The organism is Bradyrhizobium betae (assembly GCF_008932115.1).
GTDB lineage: Bacteria > Pseudomonadota > Alphaproteobacteria > Rhizobiales > Xanthobacteraceae > Bradyrhizobium > Bradyrhizobium betae.
The window spans coordinates 4,804,531-4,827,318 of record NZ_CP044543.1 but is presented as its reverse complement, the minus strand read 5'-3'; the positions used below and the strand labels follow the sequence as shown (position 1 = coordinate 4,827,318).

General features: G+C 64.4%; 25 protein-coding genes. 17 read left to right on the top strand and 8 right to left on the bottom strand.

The annotated features are described in order from the left end of the window. Nucleotides 1-44 precede the first annotated feature (44 nt). A complete protein-coding gene (locus tag F8237_RS23095) occupies nt 45-1,217 on the bottom strand; it encodes an MFS transporter (protein ID WP_151648200.1) in 1,173 nt (390 codons plus the stop codon). 50 nt (nt 1,218-1,267) lie between these two features. On the opposite strand from F8237_RS23095, the gene F8237_RS23090 reads away from it, so the two are divergent. Both F8237_RS23090 and F8237_RS23085 read left to right on the top strand, forming a co-directional pair. Further along, nucleotides 1,268-2,155 carry an AraC family transcriptional regulator gene (locus F8237_RS23090; protein ID WP_162006177.1) on the top strand — a complete coding sequence of 296 codons (888 nt, stop codon included), beginning with the start codon at nt 1,268-1,270 and terminating at the stop codon, nt 2,153-2,155. Nucleotides 2,156-2,384: 229 nt separating this feature from the next. Then, nucleotides 2,385-3,737 (top strand): malonyl-CoA decarboxylase, encoded by a 1,353-nt coding sequence (locus tag F8237_RS23085; protein ID WP_151648196.1) that lies wholly within the window; start codon nt 2,385-2,387, stop codon nt 3,735-3,737. A 183-nt stretch (nt 3,738-3,920) separates the two neighbouring features. On the opposite strand, the gene F8237_RS23080 is transcribed toward F8237_RS23085, so the two are convergent. From F8237_RS23080 to F8237_RS23065, 4 genes are all read right to left on the bottom strand, one after another. Next, nucleotides 3,921-4,178, bottom strand: coding sequence for a DUF3297 family protein (locus F8237_RS23080; protein ID WP_015684132.1), 258 nt, complete (start codon nt 4,176-4,178; stop codon nt 3,921-3,923). After that, a complete protein-coding gene (locus tag F8237_RS23075; RefSeq protein ID WP_151648194.1) occupies nt 4,175-4,651 on the bottom strand; it encodes a glutathione peroxidase in 477 nt (158 codons plus the stop codon). Before F8237_RS23075 ends, F8237_RS23080 begins: the two co-directional genes overlap by 4 nt. Before the next feature lie 2 nt (nt 4,652-4,653). Beyond that, a complete protein-coding gene (locus F8237_RS23070) occupies nt 4,654-6,054 on the bottom strand; it encodes an amidase family protein (protein WP_151648192.1) in 1,401 nt (466 codons plus the stop codon). A 240-nt stretch (nt 6,055-6,294) separates the two neighbouring features. Next, nucleotides 6,295-6,552 carry a DUF6894 family protein gene (locus tag F8237_RS23065; protein ID WP_162006176.1) on the bottom strand — a complete coding sequence of 86 codons (258 nt, stop codon included), beginning with the start codon at nt 6,550-6,552 and terminating at the stop codon, nt 6,295-6,297. Between the two features lie 248 nt (nt 6,553-6,800). Here F8237_RS23065 and pqqA point away from each other — a divergent pair, with 248 nt between their 5' ends. From pqqA to F8237_RS23015, 10 genes are all read left to right on the top strand, one after another. Next, nucleotides 6,801-6,881 carry a pyrroloquinoline quinone precursor peptide PqqA gene (pqqA, locus tag F8237_RS23060; RefSeq protein ID WP_007595659.1) on the top strand — a complete coding sequence of 27 codons (81 nt, stop codon included), beginning with the start codon at nt 6,801-6,803 and terminating at the stop codon, nt 6,879-6,881. Between the two features lie 118 nt (nt 6,882-6,999). Continuing rightward, the gene (gene pqqB / locus F8237_RS23055) at nt 7,000-7,929 is read left to right on the top strand and encodes a pyrroloquinoline quinone biosynthesis protein PqqB (protein WP_151648188.1); all 930 of its coding nucleotides are present in this window, start codon (nt 7,000-7,002) and stop codon (nt 7,927-7,929) included. Between the two features lie 20 nt (nt 7,930-7,949). Beyond that, a complete protein-coding gene (gene pqqC / locus F8237_RS23050) occupies nt 7,950-8,705 on the top strand; it encodes a pyrroloquinoline-quinone synthase PqqC (protein ID WP_374761597.1) in 756 nt (251 codons plus the stop codon). A 12-nt stretch (nt 8,706-8,717) separates the two neighbouring features. Further along, the gene (gene pqqD / locus F8237_RS23045) at nt 8,718-9,029 is read left to right on the top strand and encodes a pyrroloquinoline quinone biosynthesis peptide chaperone PqqD (RefSeq protein ID WP_151648178.1); all 312 of its coding nucleotides are present in this window, start codon (nt 8,718-8,720) and stop codon (nt 9,027-9,029) included. Next, nucleotides 9,026-10,219 carry a pyrroloquinoline quinone biosynthesis protein PqqE gene (gene pqqE / locus F8237_RS23040; protein WP_151648176.1) on the top strand — a complete coding sequence of 398 codons (1,194 nt, stop codon included), beginning with the start codon at nt 9,026-9,028 and terminating at the stop codon, nt 10,217-10,219. Before pqqD ends, pqqE begins: the two co-directional genes overlap by 4 nt. Beyond that, nucleotides 10,209-11,195: a prolyl aminopeptidase gene (gene pip, locus F8237_RS23035; protein WP_151648174.1), complete on the top strand. Its 987-nt coding sequence runs from the start codon at nt 10,209-10,211 to the stop codon at nt 11,193-11,195. Before pqqE ends, pip begins: the two co-directional genes overlap by 11 nt. Before the next feature lie 26 nt (nt 11,196-11,221). Continuing rightward, the gene (locus F8237_RS23030) at nt 11,222-11,899 is read left to right on the top strand and encodes a DUF4286 family protein (protein ID WP_151648172.1); all 678 of its coding nucleotides are present in this window, start codon (nt 11,222-11,224) and stop codon (nt 11,897-11,899) included. A gap of 275 nt (nt 11,900-12,174) precedes the next feature. After that, nucleotides 12,175-13,974 carry an FAD-dependent oxidoreductase gene (locus F8237_RS23025; protein WP_151648170.1) on the top strand — a complete coding sequence of 600 codons (1,800 nt, stop codon included), beginning with the start codon at nt 12,175-12,177 and terminating at the stop codon, nt 13,972-13,974. After that, nucleotides 13,944-15,791: a 2-oxoacid:acceptor oxidoreductase subunit alpha gene (locus F8237_RS23020; protein WP_162006175.1), complete on the top strand. Its 1,848-nt coding sequence runs from the start codon at nt 13,944-13,946 to the stop codon at nt 15,789-15,791. Before F8237_RS23025 ends, F8237_RS23020 begins: the two co-directional genes overlap by 31 nt. Then, entirely contained in the window at nt 15,788-16,843 is a 1,056-nt protein-coding gene (locus F8237_RS23015; protein ID WP_151648166.1) for a 2-oxoacid:ferredoxin oxidoreductase subunit beta, read from the top strand. The genes F8237_RS23020 and F8237_RS23015 overlap by 4 nt, the downstream gene beginning before the upstream one ends. A gap of 23 nt (nt 16,844-16,866) precedes the next feature. Here F8237_RS23015 and F8237_RS23010 read toward each other — a convergent pair whose 3' ends face one another. Further along, nucleotides 16,867-17,451, bottom strand: a complete 585-nt coding sequence (locus F8237_RS23010) for an STM3941 family protein (protein ID WP_151648164.1) — start codon at nt 17,449-17,451, stop codon at nt 16,867-16,869. Between the two features lie 268 nt (nt 17,452-17,719). On the opposite strand from F8237_RS23010, the gene F8237_RS23005 reads away from it, so the two are divergent. From F8237_RS23005 to F8237_RS22985, 5 genes are all read left to right on the top strand, one after another. Further along, nucleotides 17,720-18,169: a DsrE family protein gene (locus tag F8237_RS23005; protein ID WP_151648162.1), complete on the top strand. Its 450-nt coding sequence runs from the start codon at nt 17,720-17,722 to the stop codon at nt 18,167-18,169. 137 nt (nt 18,170-18,306) lie between these two features. Further along, nucleotides 18,307-18,630: an ArsR/SmtB family transcription factor gene (locus F8237_RS23000; protein WP_151648160.1), complete on the top strand. Its 324-nt coding sequence runs from the start codon at nt 18,307-18,309 to the stop codon at nt 18,628-18,630. Beyond that, nucleotides 18,627-19,058, top strand: coding sequence for an SRPBCC family protein (locus F8237_RS22995; RefSeq protein WP_151648158.1), 432 nt, complete (start codon nt 18,627-18,629; stop codon nt 19,056-19,058). Before F8237_RS23000 ends, F8237_RS22995 begins: the two co-directional genes overlap by 4 nt. 41 nt (nt 19,059-19,099) lie before the next feature. Next, nucleotides 19,100-19,306: a hypothetical protein gene (locus tag F8237_RS22990; RefSeq protein ID WP_015684111.1), complete on the top strand. Its 207-nt coding sequence runs from the start codon at nt 19,100-19,102 to the stop codon at nt 19,304-19,306. An 11-nt stretch (nt 19,307-19,317) separates the two neighbouring features. Next, nucleotides 19,318-19,755: a DUF1801 domain-containing protein gene (locus tag F8237_RS22985; protein ID WP_151648156.1), complete on the top strand. Its 438-nt coding sequence runs from the start codon at nt 19,318-19,320 to the stop codon at nt 19,753-19,755. A gap of 212 nt (nt 19,756-19,967) precedes the next feature. On the opposite strand, the gene F8237_RS22980 is transcribed toward F8237_RS22985, so the two are convergent. Both F8237_RS22980 and F8237_RS22975 read right to left on the bottom strand, forming a co-directional pair. Next, nucleotides 19,968-21,503 carry a SpoVR family protein gene (locus tag F8237_RS22980; protein ID WP_151648154.1) on the bottom strand — a complete coding sequence of 512 codons (1,536 nt, stop codon included), beginning with the start codon at nt 21,501-21,503 and terminating at the stop codon, nt 19,968-19,970. Further along, nucleotides 21,500-22,777, bottom strand: a complete 1,278-nt coding sequence (locus F8237_RS22975; RefSeq protein ID WP_201280223.1) for a YeaH/YhbH family protein — start codon at nt 22,775-22,777, stop codon at nt 21,500-21,502. Before F8237_RS22975 ends, F8237_RS22980 begins: the two co-directional genes overlap by 4 nt. Between the last annotated feature and the right edge of the window lie 11 nt (nt 22,778-22,788).

The following is a 22,788-nucleotide window of genomic DNA, read 5'->3' as shown; positions in this document are numbered from 1 at the left end:
CGCAGCAGCGTTGCACGCTGCGGCGCGTCCGGGACACGAGAGCCTCACACCGCTTGCGGTGTCCGGATCTCGCGCGGCAGGATGATCGCGGCGGCGATCGCGAGCAGGCAGAGCGCGGCGAAGGCGTGCAGCATGGTGACGAAGCCGCCTCGTTCATAGAGCCACGCGACCAGGCCAACCGAAGCGCCGGCCGCGGTGAAGCCGATGAAATAGCGCACCGCATAGGCGCGCGAGCGCCATTCCTCGCTGGTGTATTTGCCGACCATGGCGTCGTTCACCGTGACCTGCCCGAACGCGCCCATGACGATGCCGATCGAAACCAAAATCAGCGGCAGATTGGACAGGCTCGCGGCGAGATAGAGGAACGGCGCCAGCATGAAGGACAGCGGCAGCGCCACCGTCTTCAGCGAATAGCGGTCGAGCAGCCGGCCGATCGTGTACTGCGTCATCGCGCCGAAGACGTAGACGCAGGCCGCGATGATTCCGAGCAGCGCCGGGCTCTTGGTGAGGTCGGCGAGCCGCTCGGCAAACAGCTTCGGCAGCGCCACGGTGACGGCGTTGAACGTGGTGGAGATCGCGATCACGACGATCAGGAGCGCGAGGATCACGCGCCACATGTCCTGCTTGGCGACGCGCGCCTGAGCCGCCGCCTGCTTCGAACCCTTGCGGTCCTCGTGCACGACCATCATCGCAAACGCGATGCCGATCAGGATCGTGACCACGCCCGGAACGATGAAGGCAAAGCGCCAGCCGAGATACTGGCCGATCACGCCGGTGACGAGCGCCGAAGACGCAACGCCGAGATTGCCCCAGACGCCGTTAATCCCCATCTCGCGGCCGAGCCGATCGGCATAGGACACGATCATCGCGGTGCCGACGGGATGGTAGATCGAGGCGAAGATGCCGATCGCGAACAGCGCGGCGCCGAGTTCAGCCGGCGTCCGCACAAAGCCGACCGAGATCATGGACAGGCCGATGCCGACGAAGAAGATCAGCATCATGTGGCGGCGGCTCCAGCGATCCCCGAGCCAGCCGGTGAGCAGCGAGCCCGCGCCGAAGGCGATGAAGCCCGGCGTCGCGTAAGGCAGCAGTTCCGAATAGGCCATGCCGAGCGCCGGCCCCATGATGATCACGGCGGCGGCAAAGATCAGCATCGCATAATGGTCGATGAAATGGCCTGCGTTGACGAAACTGATGACCCGGCTGGGGCTGTTCATACGAATCCTCTCCTGCTCGAAAATGAGTTATATGTCTGACCCATGACGGGATGCGGCCAATGACTGTCTTGAAGACGCCAACTTTGGAAACGCCAATTTTGGAAACGCCAATCCTCCGGGAGGTCCGGGGCAACCATCGCTCGACCGCGGGCGTGCATCTGGTCGCGCGGGACTACCCGAGGGGCCTGCGGCTCGACCCGCACATGCACCGCGAGGCCCAGCTGGTCTACGCAGCGAAGGGCACCATGCAGGTGACCACGCCCGGAGGGCGCTGGCTGGTGCCGCCGGACCGCGCGGTCTGGGTGCCCGCGGGGCTCGAGCATGCCATCGACGTGCTCGCCGACATCGAGATGCGCACGCTGTATTTCGACCTGCCCTGGCTGACGCGCGAGCAGCGCAACGAGGGCCTCGCCAAGGAATTCGTGGTGCGGGTGTCGCCGCTGCTGCACCAGGCGATCCTCGCGCTGTTCGACGCCCGCAACACGCAAGAGCGTACCGAGCTGCTGGTGCGGCTGGTGATGCTGGAACTGCACCAGGCCGAGGATTCCGCCACGTTCGTGCCGCTGCCGCGCGAGCCGCGCTGCCGGCGCGCGGCGATGATCGTGCTCGACGATCCCACCGGCCTGCACGACATCGACACGCTGGCGCGCGAGGTCGGAACCTCCGCGCGCACGCTGTCGCGATTGTTCTCGACGCAGACGCAGCTGAGCTTCAAGAGCTGGTGCCAGCGCGCCAGGATTGCGGCCGCGATCCAGCGGCTGTCCACCGATGCCGGCGTATCGGTCAAGCAGCTCGCCACCCAGCTCGGCTATGCCAGCGTGCCGGCGTTCTCGGCCGCGTTCCGGCAGGTGACGGGTCGGACGCCGACGGAGTTTGCCACACACTCGGTGTCATCGCCCGGCTTGACCGGGCGATCCAGTATTCCGAGACGGCAGTAATTGAGCCGATGGGCTGCGGCGTACTGGATGCCCCGCCTGCGCGGGGCATGACAGCGCGTTTCGGGGTAGGCATGGCCACGCTGCATCCCGCTTTCGCGGGGCATGACAGCATTCGCCAAACGCACGCCCCAGCTCGACTTGCCGAATTCCCCTGCATGATTGTGATCGGCTTCCGCCCAAATCACGTGTAAACTTCCCGCACCGCACAACCCGGTTTCGAAAGGCCCCGATGGCGAACGCCTTCTTCTCCGATCTGCTCGCCACCATCTCCGAGCGCGGCCGCACGCTGCTTCGGCGCGGCGATGGCGCGGACACCAAACAGGACGCCGACGGGCTGATCGAGCTCTGCGGCGCGCTGCTGTCGGGCCGGGGCGAAGCCTCCGGCACCGCGCTTGCGCGTGAGGTGCTGGATATCTACCAGGAGCTGGATGCGGCGGGACGCCGCGCCTTTTTCGATGGCCTCGTGCGTGATTTCGGGCCGGACCGGGAACGCCTGTCAAAAGCCATCGAGACGTGGCGCGCCAAGCCCAGCGACGAAGACGCAAGCGCACTGCATTTCGCCTCGGAGCCGCGCCGGCAGGAACTGATCCGCCGCCTCAACCGCGCGCCCGGCGGCACCGGCGATCTCGTCAACATGCGGGCCGATCTGCTCGGCATGATGAAAGGCCACACCGATCTCGCCGCGCTCGATCGCGACGTCTCGCATCTGCTGTCTTCGTGGTTCAACAGGGGGTTTCTCGTGCTGCGCCGGATTGACTGGTCGACCCCGGCCAACATCCTCGAAAAGATCATCCGCTACGAAGCCGTGCACGAGATCAGCGACTGGGACGATTTGCGCCGCCGCCTCGATCCGGTCGATCGCCGCTGCTACGCCTTCTTCCATCCCGCCATGGTCGACGAGCCGCTGATCTTCGTCGAGGTGGCGCTGACCGAAACGATTCCGGGCGCGATCCAACCCCTGCTCGCGGTCGACCGCCAGCACCTGCCGATCGCGCGCGCCCGCACCGCGGTGTTCTATTCGATCTCCAACACCCAGCGCGGCCTCGGGGGCATCTCGTTCGGCAGCTTCCTGATCAAGCAGGTGGTCGAGGAGCTGCGCCGCGAATTGCCGAAGCTCGACACCTTCGTGACGCTGTCACCGGTGCCGGGCTTCATGCAATGGGTGAAGCAGGACAAGGATTTGCCGCTGACGGACGAGGACCGCGAGGTGCTGAAGCGCCTCGACGATCCCAAATGGTTCGAGAATCCCGAGACGACCACGCTGCTGCGCGCCGTGATCGAGCCGCTCGCCGCGCATTACTTGCTGAAGGCGCGCACGCCGAAGGGCCGGCTGATCGATTCCGTCGCGCGTTTCCATCTCGGCAACGGCGCGAGGCTCGAGCGCATCAACTGGCTCGGCGACCTCTCGCCGAAGGGCCTGCGCGAGTCCGCCGGCGTGATGGTCAACTATCTCTACCGCCTCGACGACATCGAGAAGAACCACGAGGCGTATGCGAATGACGGCGAGGTCGTGGCGTCGAGCGCGGTGAAGAAGCTGCTGAAGGGCGAAGGGCGACGGCTGCTGGATATGCGGTTGTCGTAGCTACAACCTCGGTGTCATCGCCCGGCTTTGAGCGGGCGATCCAGTATTCCAGAGACGATTGTGATTGAGCCGAGAGGCCGCGGCGTACTGGATGCCCCGGTCAAGCCGGGGCATGACAGCGGAGAGACAGGCGATTTCGTATTCTCTCCTCGCAATGAGTCGAGAGAGAGAGCGTGCCTCGAACTACTTCTTATCCCTGAAATACGGCTCGACCGGGCCGTGCACCTTGATGGTCAGCGGGTTGCCGTGGCGGTCCTTGGCGTTGCCGGCGGTGACGCGGACCCAGCCTTCGCTGATGCAGTATTCCTCGACATTGGTTTTCTCGACGCCCTTGAAGCGGATGCCGACGTCGCGGGAGAGAATATCCGCGTTGTAATAGGGGCTGTTCGGATCGACCGAGAGGCGGTCGGGAAATTCGTCGCTCATGATTGTCTCGCTCATAACAGGGTCTCGATTTGCTGCCGCAATCCTTCCGGCCGGGCGGTCGGCGCATAGCGCGCGATCACCTTGCCGGCACGGTCCACCAGGAATTTGGTGAAATTCCATTTGATGGAGGCACCGAGCAGGCCGGATTGCTGACGTTTCAGGTACTCATACAGGGGATGCGCATGGGCGCCGTTGACGTCGATTTTCTCGAACAGGGGAAAGGTGACGTCGTAACTGGTCGAGCAGAACGTCTGGATCTCGGTGGCCTGCCCTGGCTCCTGCGCGCCGAACTGGTTGCAGGGAAAGCCGAGCACGGAGAAGCCGCGCGGCGACAGGTCGCGATGGAGATCCTCGAGCCCGCGATATTGCGGCGTGAAGCCGCATTTGCTCGCGGTGTTGACGATCAGCAGCACCTGGCCTTCGAAACGTTTCATCGGCACTTCCTCGCCGGCAAGCGAGTTGGCCTTGAAGTCGTAGATGGCGGACATCGCTAACCCACGGGATCGATCGGCGACGGCGGCACGCCGCCCGCCTCGATCGCTTCGCCCGCGAGCAGACACAGGTCCTCGCGATAGCGGCCGGAGACGATGTGCACGCCGACCGGCGCCTTGCCGACGAGGCCGGTGGAGACCACGAGGCCCGGCAGCCCCATGAACGGGGTCGCGATCTGCGGCATCTGCGCTTCCCAGACGCGCTTGAAGGACTCCTCGTCCTTGCGGTCGAGATGATCGGGGAACGGCAGCTCGCCGGAGACCGGCGTCAGCACGACGGCATATTTTTCGAAGAACAGCATCCAGTCGCGGGTCAGCGTGGCGCGGCGGGTCAGCGCCTGCGCGTAATTGGCCTGGTCCATCGGCGTGACCTTGGCGCGGTTGCCGCGCAGGCAGGCCAGCGCACCGGGATCGCCTTCGCGCTCGGCCATCTCCAGCTGCGCCTCAAAGCCGTCGCCGAGCCAGAGTTTGATCTGCCACTGGACGGCTTCGCGCATCGGCGGCGTGTTTTCGATCGTCTCGACGGTCCAGCCGGCGCGCTCCAGCCGCTTGCCGGCATCGACCACCGCCGCCTTCACCTCCGGCGTGGTGGCGAGCCCGTCTGGATTGAGGCAGAGCGCGGCACGCTTCGGTCGCGCGGGGCCTTCCAGCGGCGCCGGCACATACCAGGGGTCGCGGATATCGCGGGCCGACATCGCGGCGAGCGAAATCCTGATGTCGTTGACGGTGCGCGCCAAGGGTCCCGAGACCGCCATGATCTGCGGCCCGATCGGGCGCTCCGGCAGCGCCGGGTTGAAGGCCGGGATACGGCCGAGCGTCGGACGCAGGCCATGCACGCCGCAGGCATAGGCGGGATAGCGGATCGAGCCGGCGATGTCGGTGCCATGGGCGATATGGCCGATGCCGGCCGCGACCGCCGAACCGGCGCCGCCGGACGAGCCGCCCGGCGTCAGCGAGGCATCGCGGGGGTTCTTGGTGTCGCCATGGACGAGGTTGGTGGTGAACCAGCGGTAGGAGAAGGCCGGGCAATTGGTGCGGCCCAGCAGAACCGCGCCTGCTTTCCGGAAATTGGCGACCACCGGATTGTCCTCGCGCGCGATCAGGTCGCGCTGGAGTTTCAGGCCGTTGGTGGTGGCAAAGCCCTCCTGGTCGACATTGGCCTTGATGGTAACGGGGACGCCGGCGAGCACGCCGGGGTCCTCGCCCCGCGCGATCGCGGCATCGACGGCGTCGGCCTGCTTGAGCACGTCCTCGGGCCGGTGGTCGATCACCGCATTGAGCTGGGGATTGACCGCATCGAGCCGGGCGAGACCGGCCTTGGCCGCCTCCCGGGCGGACACTTTTTTGGCTTTGACGAGGGTGGCGAGGTCGGCGGCCGACAGGCGCCAGAGATCTTGCATGGCTTGCTCCGTTTAACCGGCGTCTTTTAGCGCCGGGAACGCGGCAAAGCCATGCGGATTTCGCAGGGGCGAAGGGGGGGCACCTCTCCCGTAGGGAGAGGTTGGAGCGCATCGAAGATGCGATCCGGGTGAGGGGTTGGGATTTCACTGTACACTGCCGCCCCTCACCCGGATTGCTTCGCAATCCGACCTCTCCCCGCTGGGGAGAGGTGGCACCGCTCTCGTGGCTGGCCCTTGCGGCTAATGCCTCGTCGCGGACTGGTCGGGCATGTCCAGCAGGGCCTCGGTGAAGGGGAATTCCAGCACGATTTCGCCCTCGACGTCGGTCACCTCGATCACGGCCTCCATGAGCGCCGGCTGGGTCCCCTCGGATTTCAGCACCTCCAGGATCATCTGGCGGGCGACCTCCCAGGCACGATCGGGGTTGCGCAGGTCCTCGCCTTCGGGATCCACGATCAACTCGTCGCCAATGCGGGTGTTGAAGAAATATTTGGGCATCACCGAGATCCAGCTAAAGTCGCCTGTACCGGATTGAAAGCTGCACTGCACTCACAACTGCTTTATCAGGACAGCGTTCACGACCGAATGCGCCACGCGCAAGGCAGCGTCACCAGAACTGATGTTCCACCATCATTTTTCGCGGCGCAACATGGCTTCCTCGGGAAAATTTCACTGGCGAACTTTCGTGCCCGCATTACTTTAACCCATGGGCGGATACGTCCGAGTTCGCGAAATGGAGAGCTGATATGGCCTGGAAAGCCCCGAAGATCGTCGAAGTGCCCTGCGGCATGGAAATCAACATGTATGTGAGCGCCACCCGCAAGTAAGCGGCTGGTGAGTTCGCGTTCTGCGCAGGTGGATCTTTCAGTCACGATGCATGTCCGGACGACAGGATTTGTGTCGGCGTGAGATCCACCTCGCGACATTGCCTCCAGGAGACGTAACATGCTTCGCGTCGTCGTCCTGGGCGCCGGGGCCGGCGGCGGAGTGCCGCAATGGAATTGCGGCTGCGAGGGTTGCCGGACGGCCCGAGCCAACGGCCATGAGCTCTTGCGAACCCAGGCCTCGGTCGCCTTCAGCGGCGACGGCGAACATTGGTTCCTGATCAACGCCTCGCCCGACCTTCGCCAGCAATTGAACGCCACGCCGCAGCTGCACCCCAAGGCGGGCGCCCTGCGCCACACGCCTGTTGCAGGCGTGATCCTGACCAACAGCGAAGTGGATGCGGTGGCGGGCCTGCTGTCGATGCGCGAGGGCTCGCCCTTCACGATCTATGCGCATGACAAGGTGCTGGCGATCCTGGCGAGCAACAGCATCTTCAACGTGCTGAACGAGAAGAACGTCAAACGGCAGCCGATCGATATCCGCGAGCCGTTCGAGCCACGATTGCCGAACGGCGCGCGCTCGGGGCTGGAGGTGCTGGCCTTCGCGGTGCCTGGCAAATCGGCCTGGTATCTCGAAGGCAAGGCGCATCCCGGCGGCGAGAGCGGCGACGGCGATACGCTGGGGCTGAAGATCACCGACAAGACCAGCGGCAAGTTCTTCTACTTCATCGCCGCCTGCGCCGAGGTGACCGACGCGCTCAAGGCCGAGATCGACGGCGCCGCGCTGGTGTTCTTCGACGGCACGGTCTGGCGGGACGACGAGATGATCCAGGCCGGGCTCGGCCACAAGACCGGCAAGAGCATGGGCCACGTCGCAATGTCCGGCGACGACGGCGCGATCGCCCGGCTGGCCGATCTCACGCTCGACAGGAAGATGTTTCTGCATATCAATAACTCGAACCCGGCGCTGCTGCCCGCGTCACCCGAGCGCAAAGCCACCGAGGCGGCGGGCTGGCAGATACCCGCCGACGGAACGGAGATCGTGTTGTGAATGCCGCGTCACTGACTGGAATGACTGCACTCTCGATCGGCAAGGACATCAGGCTCAATTCGGCCGAGGAGCTGGAGGCGGCGCTGCGCCACATCGGCGCGACCCGCTATCACAGCCTGCACCCGTTTCATAAGCTGCTGCACGGCGGCAAGCTGAACAAGGGCCAGGTGCAGGCCTGGGCGCTGAACCGCTACTATTACCAGAGCACGATCCCGATCAAGGACGCGGTGGTGATCTCGCGCTTCCGCGACCGCGCCACGCGCCTGGAATGGCGGCACCGCATCGAGGACCATGACGGCGATGTCGGCAGCGAGGGCGGCATCGAGCGCTGGCTGAAGCTGACCGACGGCCTCGGCCTCGACACGGCTTACGTGGAATCCACCGAGGGCATTCTGCCGGCGACACGCTTCGCGGTCGAAGCCTATGTCCATTATTGCCGCGAGAAGTCACCGCTGGAGGCGATCGCCTCGTCGCTGACCGAATTGTTCGCGCCCAGCATCCACGAGGAGCGCATTGCCGGCATGCTGCAGCACTATGACTTCGTCAACCCGGACACCATGAGCTACTTCAAGCGCCGCCTGACCCAGGCGCCGCGCGACGCCAATTTCGCGCTCGACTATGTCAGGACGCATGCGACGACGCCGGAGCAACGCGCATCGGTCTGCAACGCGCTGATCTTCAAGACCAACGTGCTGTGGGTGCAGCTCGACGCGCTCTATTACGCCTATGTCGAGGGCAACATTCCGCCGGGCGCGTTCGTGCCCAAAGCGGGTTGAAGAGGAACGGAAATGGCCGGGCCGCGTCATATCAGCGTCAGCGAGGCAAGCCGCCCCGTGCTGCCGCGGCACGCCAAGCTGAAATACGACGAGACGCGCAAGGTCTGGGTGATCCTGGCGCCGGAACGCGTGCTGGCGCCGGACGAGATCGCGGTCGAGGTCTTGCAGCTCTGCAACGGCGAGCGCAGCGTCGGCGACGTCTCCGACCAGCTGGCGGCGAAATACGCCGCGCCGCGCGAGGCGATCCTCGCCGACGTCATCGTCATGCTGCAGGATCTCGCCGACAAGGGCTTTTTGACCGAGGCCCGGGAGAAGACGCCATGAGCGACGTGCTCCCAATTATCCCGCCCGATGCCAGCGACAGCCTCGCGGTGCTGGAGAAGGGCCGCTCGACGGCGGAGACGTTCGGCATTCCGCTCGCCGTGCTGCTCGAGATCACCCACCGCTGCCCGCTGCAGTGCCCCTATTGCTCCAACCCGGTCGAGCTCGATCGCTCGGGCAAGGAGCTGACCACGGACGAGTGGAAGAAGGTGCTGAGCGAGCTCGCCGAGATCGGCGTGCTGCAGGTGCATTTCTCCGGCGGCGAGCCGACGGCGCGGAAAGACCTCGTCGAGCTGGTCAAGCATGCAACCGACGTCGGGCTCTACACCAACCTGATCACCTCGGCCGTGCTGCTGACGCGCGAGCGGCTGAGCGAGCTTGCCGATGCCGGGCTCTGCCATGTGCAGATCTCTTTCCAAGGCGTCGAGGAAGGTCTCGCCGATCGCGTCGCCGGCTACAAAGGCGGCCACCACAAGAAGTTAGAGGTGGCAAAATGGACGCGCGAGCTCGATCTGCCGCTCACCGTGAACGCGGTGATGCACCGGCAGAATTTGCACCAGCTTCCCGACATCATCCAGATGTCTGTCGATCTCGACGCCGACCGGCTCGAGGTCGCCAACGTGCAATATTACGGCTGGGCGCTGAAGAACCGCGCCGCGCTGATGCCGACGGTGGCGCAGCTCGACGCATGCACTGATATCGTCGAGGAGGCGCGGGAGCGGCTCAAGGGCACGCTCGCCATCGACTACGTCGTGCCGGATTACTACGCGCTGCGGCCGAAGAAGTGCATGGGCGGCTGGGGCCGGCAGTTCTTCAACATCTCGCCCGCCGGCAAGGTGCTGCCGTGCCATGCCGCCGAGAGCATCACCGGACTCGACTTCGAGTCGGTGCGCTCGAACCATTCGATCGCGTGGATCTGGCAGAACTCGGAGGCCTTCAACCGCTATCGTGGCACCGGCTGGATGAAGGAGCCGTGCAAGAGCTGCGAATTCCGCGAGATCGATTTCGGCGGCTGCCGCTGCCAGGCCTTTGCGCTGACAGGCGATGCCGCCAACACCGATCCCGCCTGCGCGCTGTCGCCGCTGCACGAGACCATCTTCAAGCAGGCCGAGCGCGAGGCCGAGGGCGAGACCAACCGCTTCCTCTATCGCAATTTCGCCGGCGGCACTCCGGAATCCGGCAATGATGCCTGACGCCGACGCGGCCGCATCCGCCAAACGCGCCGATCCCTTTGCGCCACTGACCTCCGAGATGCTCGATGTCGGCGACGGCCATGAGCTCTATGTCGAGAGCGTTGGGCGCGCCGATGGCATCCCGGCCATTTATCTGCATGGCGGCCCGGGCAGCGGCTGCCAGCCCGACCACCGCCGGCTGTTCGATCCCGAGCGCATGCATGCGGTGCTGTTCGACCAGCGCGGCTGCGGCCGCAGCCGTCCCAAGGGATCGCGTGCGCACAACACCACGGCGCATCTGATCGCGGACATGGAGACAATCCGCGAGAAATTCGGCATCTCGCGCTGGATGGTGGTCGGCGGCTCCTGGGGCGCGACGCTGGCGCTGGCTTATGCAGAGGCGCATCCCGAGCGCGTCTCCGGCATCGCGCTGCGCGCGACATTCCTGGGCACACGGGCGGAAGTCGAGACGGCCTTCACCTCGCGCCTGTCGCAATTCTATCCCGCGCTCTACGAGGATTTCCTCAGCGTGCTGCCGCCGGAAGAGCGCGAGCAGCCGGTGGAAGCCTACTATCGTCGCATCCTCGATGCCGATCCGTCCGTGCACGGCCCGGCGTCGCGCGCCTGGCACGATACCGAACGCGCCTTGTCCGAGCACAAGCCGGCCAAGACGCGGATCGATCTCGCCTCGTTGAACGTCTGGCGCACGCTGCCGGCGACGCCGTTCATGGAGGCGCATTATTTCGTCCACGACAGCTTCATGAGCGAGAACCAGCTGTTGCGGAACGCCGGCAAGCTCAACGGCATTCCCGGCATCATCGTGCAGGGCCGCTACGATCTGTTGTGCCCGCCCGCGACATCGCAGGCGCTCGCGAAAGTTTGGCCGGGTTCCGAGGTCAGGATCGTGGAAGAAGCCGGACATTCGCTCTATGATGCCGGCGTGCGGGACGCGGTCATGAAGTCGATCGCGGATCTCGCATCGAAGGCCGCGCGTTAACGCCCAAAAAAAGGATAACAAAAAGAATGCCGCTCGCCGGGAAAGGCATGCTGCTGACGTCGATGAACATCGACGAAGCCAATGAGCCCGATTTCAACCGCTGGTACGATCGCGAGCATCTGGAAGAGCGCGTCGCGATCGAGGGATTCCTGGAGGCGCGGCGCTATGTCGCGTATGCGGCCAATCCCAAATATCTCTCGCTGTATTCGACCGCGACGCTCGACGTGCTCGACAGCCCCGCCTATCGGGCGCGGCTCGCCAACCAGACCGAATGGTCGCGGCGGACCATGGCGCATTTCAAGGACATGCTGCGCGTGGTCGCGCGCATCACCATCAGCAAGGGCACCGGCCGCGGCGCCGCGCTCGGCCTGGTGCGGCTGCGGCCGACAGCAGACAACGCAGGCGCATGGCGTGATGCACTGCAAGAAAAGCTGGCGATCGAGACGCGTGAGGGCATCATCTCGATGCACCTGCTCGAGAGCGAGCCGGAATTGTCAGGCGCAACGGCGGATATTCCGGCGACGCGCAACGAGGGCGCACGCGACTGGTTCGTGCTGATCGACGGCACGCATGTCGGCGCGGTCTCCGCCGTCATCGCCGAGCGCTTCACCGGCCCTGCTGCGGCGCCCTTCCCGCTTCCCGTCTCCGTCGGCACTTACAGCCTGATGTGGGATCTGGCGAAGAGCGACATCGCGCGGAGCTGACGCGCGTTGCTCTCGTGTCCCGTCCGGGGCACGGGACCTTCGACGTGCGCAGCGCAATATATTGCATCGCCGCATCACCGCGCGCGGCACGTTAATGCTGTGCACGCGCAGCTCCCATGAAAGCGGTCAATCGCGAAAATTTGCCGTTGTACTTCGGAACCGTTCTAATAAGCTAACCCAATGACGCCATTCAGAAACCAGATCGACGCGCATTAGCGTTCGCCAAGCTCAAGAAAAGGCCGCGGGGTCCTTGAGCCTGCGCGGACAGGGTAGGAATGAAACCGACCGATATCGCGGCCCCCGACTACTTTCACAAAGTGGTCGATTGCCAATGGGCCTGTCCAGCGCACACTCCCGTTCCCGAATACATCCGACTGATCGCGCAAGGCCGCTACAGCGACGCCTACATGATCAACTGGAAGTCGAATGTGTTTCCCGGAATTCTGGGACGCACCTGCGATCGTCCGTGCGAGCCGGCGTGCCGCCGCGGACGCGTCGAGGAGACGCCGGTCGCGATCTGTCGCCTCAAGCGCGTCGCCGCTGATTTCAAGGACGACATCACGCAGCGCCTGCCGCGCCCTTCCGCGAAAAACGGCAAGCGCGTCGCCTTCGTCGGAGGTGGCCCGGCCTCGCTGACGGTGGCGCGCGATCTCGCGCCGCTCGGCTATCACTGCACGGTGTTCGACGGCGACCCCGAAGCTGGCGGCATGATGCGGACGCAGATCCCGAAATTCCGTCTGCCTAACTCCGTCATCGACGAGGAGACCGGCTACATCCTGGGTCTCGGCGTCGACTTCAAGGGAGGTCACCGCATCGAGAGCATGAAGGCGCTGCTCGCGGAGAAGTATGACGCGATCTTCGTCGGCTCCGGCGCGCCGCGTGGACGCGAGCTCGACATTCCGGGCCGCAAGGAAGCGGCTACCAATATCCATATCGGCATCGACTGGCTGTCGTCGGTGTCGTTCGGCCACACCGACAAGATCGGCAAGCGCGTCATCGTGCTCGGCGGCGGCAACACCGCGATGGATTGCTGCCGCACCGCGCGCAGGCTCGGCGGCGAAGACGTCAAGGTGATCGTGCGCTCCGGCTTCGAAGAGATGAAGGCCTCGCCGTGGGAGAAAGAAGACGCACTCCACGAGGACATTCCGATCCTCAACTTCCTCGTTCCCGTCGCCTTCGTGCACGACAATGGCAAGCTCACCGGCATCACCTTCCAGAAGGTGAAGGCCGAATACGATGCCAAGGGCCGCCGCAATCTCGTTCCCTCGGGCGAGCCCGACCAGACCATCGCATGCGACGACGTGCTGGTCGCGGTCGGCCAGGAGAATGCCTTCCCCTGGATCGAGCAGGATTGCGGCATCGAGTTCGACAAATGGCACATGCCCAAGGTCGACCCGAAGACCTTCGTCTCGACCAATCCAAAGGTGTTCTTCGGCGGCGACGCCGCGTTCGGGCCGAAGAACATCATCTGGGCGGTGGCGCAGGGCCATGACGCCGCGCTGTCGATCCACAAACTGCTCTCGGGCGAGGACATCACCGAGCGGCCGCTGCCGGAGGTGCAAATCTCCTCGCAGAAGATGGGCATCCACGAATGGAGCTATGACAACGACATCTCCAACGACAAGCGCTTCAAGGTGCCGCATCGCGACAAGGTGATCGCGCTGAAGGACATCCGCACCGAGGTCGAGCTCGGCTACGACGTCAAGCTCGCGCTCGGCGAGGCCGAGCGCTGCCTGAACTGCGACGTCCAGACCGTGTTCTCGACTTCGCTCTGCATCGAGTGCGATGCCTGCGCCGACATCTGCCCGATGGACTGCATCACCTTCACCGGCAACGGCGAAGAAGACGATCTGCGCCATCGCCTGAAGGCGCCGTCGCCGCATCCGGACCAGGACCTCTACGTGTCCAGCGACCTCAAGACCGGGCGCGTCATGGTCAAGGACGAGGACGTCTGCCTGCATTGCGGGCTGTGCGCCGAGCGTTGTCCCACCGGTGCCTGGGACATGCAGAAATATTTCATCGAGATGACTCACGCAGGTTCGACATGTCCGACAAAAAGCCGCTCAGCAGCGTAAACGACTTCGTCGTCCGTTTCGCCAACGTCAACGGCTCGGGCTCGGCCAGCGCCAACGAAATGTTCGCGCGCGCGATCCTGCGCCATGGTGTGCCGGTCTCCCCCCGCAACATCTTCCCCTCCAACATCCAGGGCCTGCCGACCTGGTACGAGGTCCGGGTGACGGAGGACGGCCATCTCGGCGCCCGCGGCGGCGTCGACATGATGGTGGCGATGAATCCGCAGACCTGGGACAAGGACGTCGCCGGCATCGAGCCCGGCGGCTATCTGTTCTACGATTCCACCAAGCCGATGCCGTCGACCAAATTCCGCGACGACATCACCGTGATCGGCGTGCCCCTCACCGCGATCACCAACTCGACCTACACCGATCCGCGCCAGCGCCAGCTGTTCAAGAACATCATCTATTTAGGCGCGCTCAGTGCGCTGCTCGACATGGACCCGAAGCTGATCGAGCAGCTGATCGGCGAGCAGTACAAGGGCAAGGAGAAGCTGCTCTCCTCCAACGTCCACGCGCTGCATCTCGGCCGCGACTGGGCGCTGCAGAATTTGAAATGCCCGCTGGGCTTGCGCATCAAGAAGTCCGACAAGGTCGGCGACCGCATCTTCATCGAGGGCAACAGCGCGGCTGCGCTCGGCGCCGTCTATGGCGGCGCCACGGTGTGCGCCTGGTATCCGATCACGCCGTCCTCGTCAGTGGCGGAGGCCTTCACCGCCCATTGCAAGAAGTACCGGCACGATCCCGAGACCGGCAAGGCGAAATACGCGATCGTGCAGGGCGAGGACGAGCTGGCTTCCATCGGTATCGTCATTGGCGCCTCCTGGAACGGCGCCCGCGCCTTCACCGCGACCTCCGGCCCGGGCATCTCGCTGATGACCGAGTTCATCGGCCTGTCGTACTTCGCCGAGATCCCCGCGGTGATCATGAACATCCAGCGCGCCGGCCCCTCCACGGGCATGCCGACCCGCACCCAGCAATGCGACATCATCGCCTGCGCCTATGCCTCGCACGGCGACACCAAGCATGTGCTGCTGTTTCCGGAAGATCCGGCTGAAGCCTTCGAGTTCGCGGCGGCCGCCTTCGATCTCGCCGAACGGCTGCAGACCACGATCTTCCTGATGCTCGACCTCGACATCGGCATGAACCACCGGCTCTGCCGTCCGCTGAAATGGGACGATTCCAAGCAGTATGACCGCGGCAAGGTGATGACCGCGGAGATGCTGGAGCAAGGCCGCGACTTCGGCCGCTATCTCGACGTCGACGGCGACGGCATCCCCTACCGCACCTATCCCGGCACGCATCCGACCAAGGGCTCCTATTTCACCCGCGGCACCTCGCGTGATCGCTATGCGCGCTACTCCGAGGAAGGCTCGGTCTATGCCGACAACATGCAACGTCTCGTCCGCAAGTTCGAGACCGCGCAGGATCTCGTGCCACGGCCGCTGCAAGCCAACGCGGAACGGCCGACCAGATATGGCGTGATCTATTTCGGCTCGACCTCGCCGGCGATGGACGAGGCGATCGGACTGCTGGAAGCGCGCGGACATCAGCTCGACCGCCTGCGCATCCGCGCCTTCCCGTTCCATTCGAGCGTGGCGAGCTTCCTCGCCGAGCACGACTTCGTCTATGTGGTCGAGCAGAATCGCGACAGCCAGTTGCGGCAGCTGATCGTCAACGAGAACGGCATCGATCCCGTCCGCCTCGTGCCGATCGTGCATTACGACGGCACCCCGATCACCGCCCGCTACATCGCAAAAGCCATTGGCGACCACCAGGATCACCTCAAGGTGACCCCGCTCCGCAAGGCCGTGTCATGACCTACATTGCAAAGCCGAAATTCCATCATCCGGGCCTCAAGAAGAACGAGCTCGGCTACACCCACCGCGACTACGAGGGCAAGATCTCGACGCTGTGCGCCGGCTGCGGCCACGATTCGATCACGGCCTCGATCATCGAGGCATGCTACGAGCTCTCGATCGAGCCGCACCGGGTGGCGAAGATTTCCGGCATCGGCTGCTCGTCGAAGACGCCGGACTACTTCCTCGGCAACTCGCACGGCTTCAACACCGTACACGGCCGCATGCCCAGCGTGTTGACCGGCGCCAACCTCGCCAACCGCGACTTGATCTATCTCGGCGTTTCCGGCGACGGCGATTCCGCCTCGATCGGCTTCGGCCAGTTCGCGCATTCGATTCGGCGCGGCGTCAACATGACCTATATCGTCGAGAACAACGGCGTCTACGGACTGACCAAGGGCCAGTTTTCGGCGACCGCCGACCGCGGCTCCAAGTCCAAGAAGGGCGTCACCAACACCGACAACGCCATCGACCTCGTCGCGATCGCGCTGCAGCTGGGCGCCACCTTCGTCGCGCGCTCGTTCTCCGGCGACAAGACCCAGCTGGTGCCGTTGATCGCGGCCGCGATCGGCCACAAGGGCGCGTCCTTCATCGACGTCATCAGCCCCTGCATCGCCTTCAACAACCACGCCGGCTCGACCAAGAGTTTCGATTACGTCCGCGAGCACAACGATGCCGTGAACCGGCTCGACGTGCTGGTCGGCCGCGATCCGATCGCGGTCGACTATGCGCCGGGCACGGTGCAGGTGGTCGAGCAGCATGACGGCAGCAAGATCGCGCTGCGCAAGATCGACGCGGACTACGATCCGCACGACCGGCTGGGGGCCCAGACCTTCCTCGCAAGGCACGCCGCGAAGGGCCAGATCGTCACCGGCCTGCTCTACGTCGATCCCGATGCGGACGATCTGCACACCCATCTCAACACGGTCGAGACGCCGCTCAACACGCTGGAAGCGGATAGGCTGTGCCCGGGCTCGGCGGCGCTGGACAAGTTCAACGCCAGCCTGCGCTGAGATGGCGGCTGGCGTGTCCTACTCTAGCTGACAGGCTCGGGCTCGGGCTCGGCCTCAGGCTCCGGCACGGCGTCGTCAAAATGGGCCGGCCGTCCGGCCCCCCAATATTGCTTGCAGATCTCGAGCAATGTTCCGACGTCCATGGTCAGGCCGCCGGCATTGACGACCACGCCGTCGGTGCCGAGCGCCTTGCTCATCAGGGCGCGCGTCAGAAATCCCCCGGCGAATCGTTTGGCGACAAGGGGATCGACTTTGAGCACGACGCACTTCTGCGCGCGGTGGTCCCAGATCTGTATCTTCCGCACGGCGCTCCAGGCGATGGTCTCGTCGGCGAGCCTGGTGTCGCGAATGCCGACACGGCTGATGAAGACCACCGGCGCCCTGGCGGTGGCCAACCTCCAGAGCATCCTGCAGGTGGCAAGGCCGAAGAACACCGCGCCGATATAGCAGGCGGCGAGCTCGAACGTGGTGACGCCCTTGCCTTCCTGCCAGGTGAAGGCGAGCCCGGCACAAAGCAGCGTCAGCAGCAGGCAGGCGCCGAAAATCATCAGCAGCCGCCCCCGGGAAAAGCCAATCGTGACGTTGGGCAAGTTCTGACTTACGGACATGTTCGACCGCGACCAGTCTTTTGCAACAACCTGGGGTTTAGGAACGCCCCTCCTTCTAAGGTGTTAAGGCTGGAACCTTGCGCGAGGCTCCCCACGGGAGTGCGAAGCATTCGCACGTGAACGCGCGGCGCCCGGCTTGCGACGAACCGCCTCGACCGCACCGGAATCAGCGAGTGCGCCTCGCTGGTGACTGACTGCGAGGAACTCGCCGCGCTCCGCCACAAATGATATGTCTCCGGCGAAGTCAGGCTTAGTCGAGGAGATCGCCATGAACCGCCGAAACATCCTGTGGAGCGCCGTGTCTGCCTTCGGCGCGGCGTTCGGCGTCTCGCGCGCCCAGGCCGCAACGGAGGCCGGTGCTGGCAACAAGCTCAGGGTAGTCTATCATCTCAGCGACGCCGAGAAGGTCAATTTCGTGCTCGGCAACATCCAGAACCATATCGACGGCGTCGGCGGGCCCGAGCATGTGACGATCGCGCTGGTGATCCATGGGCCGGCGCTGAAGGCGTTTCACTGGGCACAGGCCAACCCCGATATCAGCAAGCGCGTCGGCGATTTCTCCAGGGACGGTGTCGAGCTCGCCGCCTGCGGCAACACGATGAAGGCGCAGAACGTCACGCTGACGGATCTGCTGCCCGGCTTCGTCAGCGCGGAGAAAGGCGGCGTGGTCCGTTTGGCCGAGCTGCAGTCGCAGGGCTATCTGTATCTGCGGCCGTAGGGTTTGCCGCGAAGGCGGCGCCACATTCTCCGTCATTGCGAGCGCAGCGAAGCAATGACGGTAGAGATATCGCGCTTGACTTACTCATAACCACACGGTTATGAATTGATCCATAACTTACTGGTTATGGATTCCACATGTCCGCCGCCCCCGACCTTTTGTTCCGAACGCTCGCCGACCCGACCCGGCGGGCGATCTTCGAGCGGCTGTGCCGCGAAGGGGAGCAGACGGTCGGGGCGCTGACGGCGCGATCGGGCGTTTCCCAGCCGGCGGTGTCGAAGCATCTCGGCGCGCTGAAGCAGGCCGGCCTCGTCCGCGACCGCCACGCGGGACGGCAAACCCATTACAGCGCGCAGCCCGGCGCGCTCAATCCGCTGATCGACTGGACCAGCCAGATGGCCGGGTTCTGGCAGAACCGGCTCGATGCGCTCGACGATCTCCTCAAGAGGATGGACCAATGACAGAAGCCGCAGCCGAGATGCGCTCCGTGGTGATCGAGCGCGAATTCGCCGCCCCAGTGGAGCGGATCTGGCGCGCGCTGACACAGCCGCATCTGATCGAGGAATGGCTGATGAAGAACGACTTCAAGCCGTCAGTCGGTCACCGCTTCAACCTTCGCGGCGAATGGGGCGGCGTGCTGGACTGCGAGGTGCTCGCCATCGAGCCGCAGCGCATGCTCGCCTACACCTGGAATTTCTCGCATGAGGATGCGGCGTTCGACCTGAAGAGCGTGGTGACCTTCACGCTCACACCGACGGACGCGGGCACTCACCTGCGCGTCGAGCAGGCGGGCTTCAGCCCGACACAGAAGCAGGCCTATGGCGGCGCGCATGCCGGCTGGAAGCAGTTTCTCGCCAAGCTGGACGAGGTGCTGGCGCGGGTGGAGTGAACCACGCCACCAGCACAGATCAATTCTCAAGGGAGGTCCCAATGAACTCGAACATGCGGATTCGGCAGATCCATCGCTGGCTGTCGATCGCGTTCACGATCGCCGTCATCGCCAACATCGTCGCCATGATTCAGCAGATCCAGGCCGCATGGATCGGCTTCCTCGCGCTTGTGCCGCTGATCCCGCTGCTGATTACCGGGCTATATCTGTTCGCGCTGACCCATCTCAGCCGACGCAGCAACGCGTGAACGAGGCGACCATGAAAAAAGCTGTCACGGCAAAGACAAGCAGCGCGACGAAAGCTGACAGTGCTTCGCCGTCCAAGATGATCGACGGCAGGATCAAGGAGCTCGGCGACTGGCGCGGCGAGATGCTCGGGCGAATCCGTGCCCTGATCAAGGAGGCCGACCCTGATGTCACCGAGGAATGGAAGTGGCGCGGCGTTCCCGTCTGGGAGCACGACGGGATCATCTGCACCGGCGAGACCTACAAGGCCGTGGTGAAGATGACGTTCGCCAAGGGCGCGGCGCTGGATGACCCGTCCGGCCTGTTCAATTCCAGCCTCGACGGCAATGTGCGGCGTGCGATCGATATTCGCGAGGGCGAAAAGATCAACGAGAAGGCGTTGAAGGCGCTGATCCGTGCAGCGGTGGAGCTGAACGCGTCGAAGAAGAAGCCGGCGAAGCGCTCCGCATAGCACAGCCGTTGCGCCACGAATGCCTTCCTTCTCCACTTGTGGGAGAAGGTGGCGCGAAGCGCCGGATGAGGGGTCTCTATCGGCACGGGAAACTGTGGAGAGACACCCCTCACCCAAGTGAGCTTGTGTCTGCCGCGGTCGCGGCCCTCTCCCACAAGGGGCGAGGGCGCATCAACGCGCATCCCGCCATACTGGTCCGCGTAACCAGCCCCTCAGGCCGCCGCGGTGATCGGGCGCGGGCTCACGACGTATTCGCGCAGGACCTTGTCGTTGGCGTCGACCTCGATCAGCGAGACGTCGTAGGTCCAGAGATCGGCGAGGTGCTGGAGCACCCGCTTGGCGTCGGTCTCGTTGAGCTGCGCGCCCTTGATGACGTGGTGGTGCAGGATCAGCCGGCGGTCGCCGGAGAGATCGACGTCGACCACCTCGATGTTGGCGTCGATGTAGCCGACATCGTGCTGCCGCGCGAGCTCGCGCCGCACGCGGCGGAAGCCGCGCTCGTCGTGAATCGCATCGACCCGGATGCCGGCACGCTCCTCGGGATCATCGTGCAGATGGAACATGCGGAGCTGCCGCATCAGCTTCGGACTCAGGAACTGGGCGATGAAGCTTTCGTCGCGGTAGTTGGCCCAGACGTCGCGCAGCACGCCCATTACGTCGTTCTTGCCGGCGATATCGGGGAACCATTCCCGGTCCTCGTCCTCCGGCCTGGTGACGATGCGCTCGATGTCCTGCATCATGGCGAAGCCGATCGCATAGGGATTGAAGCCGGAGAAGCGCCGATCGTCGAATTCGGGCTGAAACACCACGTTGGTGTGCGATTGCAGGAATTCGAGGAAATTGCCGTCGGTGATGCGGCCCGTCTGGTGCAGCTTGGTCATGATGCGGTAATGGACGTAGGTCGCGGTGCCCTCGTTCATCACCTTGGTCTGGCTCTGCGGATAGAAATATTGCGCGATGTGGCGGACGATGCGCAGCAGCTCGCGCTGCCAGGGAGCCAACCGCGGCGCGCTCTTCTCCAGGAAATAGAGCAGGTTTTCCTGCGGCAGGCCGAGCAGCTTGCGGCGGCGCTCGAGGCTGAGCGTGGACTTGCTCTTGGCGGCACCCTTGGGGACCGTGCGCCAGAGATCGTTGAAGACCTCCTCCTCGTGCTGGCGGCGGCGCCCTGCCCGCTTCTCCTCGGCGCGCAGGTCGAGCTTCTTCTTGCCGGGATAGCGGTCGATGCCGTGCGACATCAGCGCATGCGCGGCGTCCAGCGTGCGCTCGACCTCGGTGCGGCCGTAGCGCTCCTCGCATTGCATGACGTAGGTCTTGGCGAAATCGAGATAGTCCAGGATGCCGTCGGCGTCGGTCCATTGCTTGAACAGATAGTTGTTCTTGAAGAAATGGTTGTGGCCGAAGGCGGCGTGCGCGATCACCAGCGTCTGCATCGTCGCCGTGTTCTCCTCCATCAGATAGGAGATGCAGGGCGAAGAGTTGATCACGATCTCATAGGCGAGGCCCATCAGGCCCTTGCGGTAGGAGGCCTCGTGATAGGCGAACTGCTTGCCGAAGGACCAGTGCTTGTAGAACAGCGGCATGCCGACCGAAGAGTAGGCATCCAGCATCTGCTCGGCGGTGATGACCTCGATCTGGTTCGGATAGACGTCGAGACCGAGATCGTTCTTCGCCACCTCCTCGCAGGCATCGGTAATGCGCTGCAAGGTGTGAAAGTCCCAATCCGCGCCTTCGAACAATCTTTCCGTCATGGAGCAGCTTTCTCCTGGGCCGTTTCGCGGCGCTGGAACAGATCGTGGAACACCGGGAAGATCTCGCTGCGCTCGCTGACCTTGCGCATCGAAAGCGGTGCGCCGCCGTTGCGCAGGCGCTCGTAGAGAGTCCAGAGCGAGGAGTCGGAGAGATCGAAGGCGCTGCCGCCTGATTCCCCGACCTCGAGATAGGCAAAGAACTGGCAGACCGGCAGGATCTTGTCGGTCAGCAGCATGCCCGTGAGCTCGCCGTCGGAATAGGAGTTGTCGCCGTCGGAGGCCTGCGCGGCGTAGATGTTCCAGTCCGCCGGGCTGAAGCGCTCGCGCACGATCTCATGCATCGCCTGCAGCGCGCTGGAGACCAGCGTGCCGCCCGAGGCCGGGCCGTAGAAGAAGGTCTGCTCGTCCACCTCCTCGGCGCGGTCGGTGTGGCGGATGAAGACGATCTCGACGTGCTTGTAGCGCCGTTTCAGGAACACGTAGAGCAGCATGTAGAATCGCTTGGCGAGATCCTTCATGTGCTCGGACATCGAGCCCGAGACATCCATCAGGCAGAACATCACGGCCTGCGCGACCGGCTTGGGCACCGTCTCGAAGCGCCGATAGCGGATGTCGATCGGATCGATGAACGGAATCCGCTTCGACTTCGCCTTCAGCTTTTCGAGCTGGGCGAGCATCAGCGAGCGCTCGTCCTCGTCCGTGCAAGCGGCGATTGCCGCTTCCAGCTCCTCGATCTCGTCCTTGCTGGGACGTTTGAGCGCGATACGACGCGCCATCGCGCGGCGCACCGTCCGGCTCACCGAGATGTTGGAGGGCGAGCCCGACGTGGTGTAGCCGGCGCGCTGGATACCCTCGCTCTCGGTCTGCGCAATCTTGCGTTTGGCCAGATCCGGCAGTTCGAGATCGTCGAGGAAGAGATCGACGAACTCGTCGCGGCTGAGCACGAAGCGGAAGGCGTCCTCGCTGTCGCCTTCACCGGGACCGGAATCCTTGGCGCTGCCCTGGCCGGAGCGCTGGAGATAGTCGCCCTCGACGAACTTCTTGTTGCCCGGCAGCACCATGTCGCGCGTTCCGCCCTCACGGCGGAACCGCGGCTCGTGCATGCCGTCGAGCGGGATCGTGACCTCACCACCCTCCAGGACGTCCTTGATATCGCGTTCCTGCGAGGTCTTCTTGACGGCGCCCTGCACCAGGGATTTGGCCCGACGCAAGAACCGCTGACGGTTCTCAAGACTCTTGCCGCCTGGATTCAGGCGCCTGTCAATGATGTGAATGGCCACTGATT

Coding starts and splice junctions, on each gene's coding strand:
- F8237_RS23095 (WP_151648200.1), bottom strand. CDS start 1,217: ATGAACAGCCCCAGCCGGGTCATCAGTTTCGTCAACGCAGGCCATTTC.
- F8237_RS23090 (WP_162006177.1), top strand. CDS start 1,268: ATGCGGCCAATGACTGTCTTGAAGACGCCAACTTTGGAAACGCCAATT.
- F8237_RS23085 (WP_151648196.1), top strand. CDS start 2,385: ATGGCGAACGCCTTCTTCTCCGATCTGCTCGCCACCATCTCCGAGCGC.
- F8237_RS23080 (WP_015684132.1), bottom strand. CDS start 4,178: ATGAGCGAGACAATCATGAGCGACGAATTTCCCGACCGCCTCTCGGTC.
- F8237_RS23075 (WP_151648194.1), bottom strand. CDS start 4,651: ATGTCCGCCATCTACGACTTCAAGGCCAACTCGCTTGCCGGCGAGGAA.
- F8237_RS23070 (WP_151648192.1), bottom strand. CDS start 6,054: ATGCAAGATCTCTGGCGCCTGTCGGCCGCCGACCTCGCCACCCTCGTC.
- F8237_RS23065 (WP_162006176.1), bottom strand. CDS start 6,552: ATGCCCAAATATTTCTTCAACACCCGCATTGGCGACGAGTTGATCGTG.
- pqqA (WP_007595659.1), top strand. CDS start 6,801: ATGGCCTGGAAAGCCCCGAAGATCGTCGAAGTGCCCTGCGGCATGGAA.
- pqqB (WP_151648188.1), top strand. CDS start 7,000: ATGCTTCGCGTCGTCGTCCTGGGCGCCGGGGCCGGCGGCGGAGTGCCG.
- pqqC (WP_374761597.1), top strand. CDS start 7,950: ATGACTGCACTCTCGATCGGCAAGGACATCAGGCTCAATTCGGCCGAG.
- pqqD (WP_151648178.1), top strand. CDS start 8,718: ATGGCCGGGCCGCGTCATATCAGCGTCAGCGAGGCAAGCCGCCCCGTG.
- pqqE (WP_151648176.1), top strand. CDS start 9,026: ATGAGCGACGTGCTCCCAATTATCCCGCCCGATGCCAGCGACAGCCTC.
- pip (WP_151648174.1), top strand. CDS start 10,209: ATGATGCCTGACGCCGACGCGGCCGCATCCGCCAAACGCGCCGATCCC.
- F8237_RS23030 (WP_151648172.1), top strand. CDS start 11,222: ATGCCGCTCGCCGGGAAAGGCATGCTGCTGACGTCGATGAACATCGAC.
- F8237_RS23025 (WP_151648170.1), top strand. CDS start 12,175: ATGAAACCGACCGATATCGCGGCCCCCGACTACTTTCACAAAGTGGTC.
- F8237_RS23020 (WP_162006175.1), top strand. CDS start 13,944: ATGTCCGACAAAAAGCCGCTCAGCAGCGTAAACGACTTCGTCGTCCGT.
- F8237_RS23015 (WP_151648166.1), top strand. CDS start 15,788: ATGACCTACATTGCAAAGCCGAAATTCCATCATCCGGGCCTCAAGAAG.
- F8237_RS23010 (WP_151648164.1), bottom strand. CDS start 17,451: ATGTCCGTAAGTCAGAACTTGCCCAACGTCACGATTGGCTTTTCCCGG.
- F8237_RS23005 (WP_151648162.1), top strand. CDS start 17,720: ATGAACCGCCGAAACATCCTGTGGAGCGCCGTGTCTGCCTTCGGCGCG.
- F8237_RS23000 (WP_151648160.1), top strand. CDS start 18,307: ATGTCCGCCGCCCCCGACCTTTTGTTCCGAACGCTCGCCGACCCGACC.
- F8237_RS22995 (WP_151648158.1), top strand. CDS start 18,627: ATGACAGAAGCCGCAGCCGAGATGCGCTCCGTGGTGATCGAGCGCGAA.
- F8237_RS22990 (WP_015684111.1), top strand. CDS start 19,100: ATGAACTCGAACATGCGGATTCGGCAGATCCATCGCTGGCTGTCGATC.
- F8237_RS22985 (WP_151648156.1), top strand. CDS start 19,318: ATGAAAAAAGCTGTCACGGCAAAGACAAGCAGCGCGACGAAAGCTGAC.
- F8237_RS22980 (WP_151648154.1), bottom strand. CDS start 21,503: ATGACGGAAAGATTGTTCGAAGGCGCGGATTGGGACTTTCACACCTTG.